Source organism: Nonomuraea longispora (assembly GCF_004348345.1).
GTDB classification, from domain to species: domain Bacteria; phylum Actinomycetota; class Actinomycetes; order Streptosporangiales; family Streptosporangiaceae; genus Nonomuraea; species Nonomuraea longispora.
This window is the reverse complement of the sequence record NZ_SMJZ01000388.1, coordinates 1-2,783: the sequence shown is the minus strand read 5'-3', so window position 1 is coordinate 2,783 and position 2,783 is coordinate 1. Positions and strand designations below refer to the sequence as shown.

5 protein-coding genes are annotated in these 2,783 nt (G+C 72.0%); 1 reads left to right on the top strand and 4 read right to left on the bottom strand.

Going from position 1 to position 2,783, the window contains the following annotated elements; all coding sequences use genetic code 11:
• The 4 genes from E1267_RS43350 to E1267_RS43335 form a co-directional block, all read right to left on the bottom strand.
• The coding region (locus E1267_RS43350) for an NAD(P)H-dependent flavin oxidoreductase (protein WP_132342085.1) at window positions 1–394 on the bottom strand (394 nt) is incomplete at its 3' end.
• Window positions 391–1,113 (bottom strand): CoA-transferase subunit beta, encoded by a 723-nt coding sequence (locus E1267_RS43345; protein ID WP_132342083.1) that lies wholly within the window; start codon window positions 1,111–1,113, stop codon window positions 391–393. The genes E1267_RS43350 and E1267_RS43345, both read right to left, overlap by 4 nt.
• Entirely contained in the window at window positions 1,103–1,879 is a 777-nt protein-coding gene (locus E1267_RS43340) for a CoA transferase subunit A (RefSeq protein ID WP_132342081.1), read from the bottom strand. Before E1267_RS43340 ends, E1267_RS43345 begins: the two co-directional genes overlap by 11 nt.
• Window positions 1,876–2,604 carry an enoyl-CoA hydratase family protein gene (locus tag E1267_RS43335; protein ID WP_132342079.1) on the bottom strand — a complete coding sequence of 243 codons (729 nt, stop codon included), beginning with the start codon at window positions 2,602–2,604 and terminating at the stop codon, window positions 1,876–1,878. The genes E1267_RS43340 and E1267_RS43335 overlap by 4 nt, the downstream gene beginning before the upstream one ends.
• A gap of 47 nt (window positions 2,605–2,651) precedes the next feature.
• Between E1267_RS43335 and E1267_RS43330 the strand changes: the two genes are divergently transcribed.
• A partial coding sequence (locus tag E1267_RS43330) for an SDR family NAD(P)-dependent oxidoreductase (RefSeq protein WP_132342077.1) occupies window positions 2,652–2,783 on the top strand: 132 nt, incomplete at its 3' end.

Sequence of the window (2,783 nt, the reverse complement as noted above, 5' to 3'; positions counted from 1 at the left end):
GTGTATAAGAGACAGCCACCTTCTCCGCGTGCCGGAGCGCCCCCACCGACGGGATCGTCACCACGCCCGCGTCCTTCAGCCGGGCGATCAGCTCCCGCTTGGGGGCCATGGCGAACGACGCCACCCGTACGCCCTCGCGGACCATCACCTCGACCCGTTCGGCGGCGTCGCCGGCGTCGGCGCGGATGTTGACGCCGAACGGCGCGTCCGTGCGCTCCTTCACCCGCCTGATCGCGGTGGTCATCTCGGGTACGGACATGGTTGCCGCCCCGATCACGCCCAGGCCGCCCGCCCGCGAGGTGGCCGCCGCCAGCCGGGCGCCGGCGACGTACCCCATGCCGGTCTGCACGATCGGATGCCGGCAGCCGGTCAGTGAGGTCAGTGCGGTCCTCACGCGGGGACCTCCCGGTCGCGCGAGCGCCAAGGATCGAGCCGGTCCAGGACGAGCAACTCCTCCTCGGACGGCTCCCGCGTCCGGGGGACGTCGCCGGGGATGGTGAGATCGAACCCGGTCGCCGCGACCACCTCGTCCACCCTCACCCCCGGATGGACCGACACCAGCCGCATCGACCCGTCAGGCGTGCGGAAGTCCAGCACGGCCAGGTTCGTCACCACCCGCCGCAGTTCGTACGCCCCCCGGTCGGTGCCGAGCCCGCTGACCATGTCCACCTCGGGCACGAAGACGCGGGGGGAGTGCCGGGGGATCCAGTAGCTCGTCGGGTCGCACCGCGTGTTGCCCGGCGCGCCCCGCACACCCAGGAGTTGAGCCTTGGGCCGGGCCCAGTCGCCGATGCAGGAGATGTTCGAGTTGCCGTACCGATCGATCTGGCTCGCGCCCAGCATGACGTGGCGGCGCCCGTTCAGCACCAGCCACAGGTGGTCGCGGAACGGCAGCCACCCCTCCACCAGCTCGGGCGCCTCGCCCAGCGCGGGCACGTCGCCGGTGAGCAGGCAGGTGCCGTCGTGCGTGAGCAGCTCCGGCTCGAACGTCAGCCGCGCCAGCCGCGCCGCCAGCACCGTCACCGCCCCGCCGATGCCGGCCGCCAGGATCTCGCCGTCGCCCCTGAACGCCTCCGCGCACGCCACCACGCACACGTCGGCCCTACTGCTCATCCCAGTCCTCCCATGGCGTTTCCGCGTAGCGTCGCTGGAGCGCCTCGTCACGCCCGTAGTCGGGCTCGCACGAGGTGAACCCGGCCCCGCCGGGCGCCTCCACGACGCCCGTCACCATCGACCGGCTGATCAGCAACGACTGCAGAGGACCCTCCTTGAGCAGGTTCTCCACGACCCGCTCGCACGACACGTAACACCGCGCGGCCGCCTTGGCGTAGAGGTCGTCGAGGTACGGATCGGGGCCCAGGTATTGTGCGTCGCCCCGCGCGTCGGCCCGGTTCACGTGCACCAGCGCCACGTCCATCGTCAGGGCGGGGACCGCGACCAGTTCCTCCCCGTCCGCGTACGGCGACCGGACCGTGCGCAGCTCCGGGTTGACCCGCATCACGTCCGAACCCAGCCCCGCCCGCGTCGGCAGGAACGGCAGCCGGTGCGCCGCGGCCAGCAGCCCGAACATGAACATGCCCTCGTCGTACTCGGTGAACACGATCGTCCCCGCCTGCCTGGCCCGCCGGAAGTGGGGCTCCAGCGGGATGGAGTCGAGCGTGACGAACGGGGCCACGACCCTGCGTACCTTCCCCGCCGCGCAGAGCATGCCGACGTCGGGGCCGCCGTACGAGACGAGCGTGAGGTCGCGGACGGGGGAGCGGAGGATCGCGTGTACGAGGGTCATCGGTTTGCGGCGCGAACCCCAGCCGCCGATCCCGACCGTCATGCCGCTCTCCACCGACGCGGCGACCTCCTCGGCCGTCATCAGCTTCGTCATGCGAACCGCTCCCTGTGCCGGTCACCCGTGCCCATGAGGGTCAGCTCGAAGGTGAAGCCCTGCTCGAAGCGGTAGCTGCGGTCGACGTCCACCGGGTCGATGCCGTTGAGTGACTCCTTGGCGCAGCGGATGACGTACGGGTCCTTCGCGGCGATCTGTTCCGCCACCTCGGTCGCGGCGTCCCGCAGCCGGTCGCGCGGCACCACCTCCAGCACCGACCCGAACGTGTGAAGCTCGGCCGCCGTCGCGTTCCTGCACGTGTAGACCATGGCCCGCATCAGGTGCGGCGGCACGAGCCTGGCCAGGTGCGTGGCGGCGCCCAGCGCGCCCCTGTCGACCTCGGGCAGCCCGAAGTAGGCGTCGTCGCTCGCCACCACCACGTCGGCGTTGCCGGCCAGTCCGACCCCGCCGCCGAGGCAGTGCCCGTGCACGGCTGCGACGACCGGCACCGCGCACGCGTACACCGCCGCGAACGCCGCATGACACGCCCGGTTGACCGCGACCAGACGCTCGTGCCCGCCGGCGTCCCGCAGTTCCTTGATGTCGACTCCGGCGTTGAACCCGCGCCCCTCGGCCCGCAGCACGACCACGCGGGTGCCGGGTTCGCGGCCGGCGGTCCGCACGGCCTCGGCCAGCTCCTCCCAGGCCCGTACGGTCAGCGCGTTCACCGGTGGCACGTCCACGACGACCTCAGCGATCGGCCCGGCCCGCAGCGTGATCCCCAACCCGACTCCCTGGTTGCACCTAACGCTTGCTTGGTACGGTAGCACCCGTGACCGTGACTTACGACTACACGGGCAAGGCCGTCCTGGTGACGGGCGGCACCAAGGGCATCGGCGCCGCCATCGCCAGGGCCTTCCACGAGGCGGGCGCCACCGTCACCATCTGCGCCCGCACCCCACCC